Genomic DNA, 378 nt, shown 5'->3' with positions numbered 1-378 from the left:
TTTCGTTTACCCCGCAAACCCTGGAACGCTGGTCGAATGACCGGAGCGAAGGCCCCGCTCAAGCCAAAGCACATCTGGGCGATCCGTCAGCACCTGAAGTCCGTTGGATCGATACGGGATCTTGCGATGTTCAACATCGCATTGGACGCCAAGCTGCGGGGCTGTGATCTGGTGAAACTCCGCCTCGGCGATATTGCTCAAGGCGGCGTCATTCGGCAGCGGTCGACGATCATCCAGCAGAAGACCGGTCGGCCCGTGCCGTTCGAGATCACGGAGGCCGCTAGAGAAGCTCTGGCTCACTGGTTGGAGCGCCGAGGACGACGGCGTGACGACTGGCTGTTCCCCAGCCGCAGCCGAGATGGAGAGCACATAGGCACC

Annotated in this window: 1 protein-coding gene; it reads left to right on the top strand. The window is 61.4% G+C overall.

Annotated features, from left to right (window positions below):
* Positions 1 to 378: tyrosine-type recombinase/integrase (locus HF680_RS15755; protein ID WP_185225722.1), on the top strand; the 378-nt coding region annotated here is incomplete at both ends.

Source organism: Brevundimonas huaxiensis, assembly GCF_014218725.1.
Taxonomy (GTDB): Bacteria; Pseudomonadota; Alphaproteobacteria; order Caulobacterales; family Caulobacteraceae; genus Brevundimonas; species Brevundimonas huaxiensis.
This window is presented reverse-complemented; position numbering and strand designations above follow the sequence as displayed.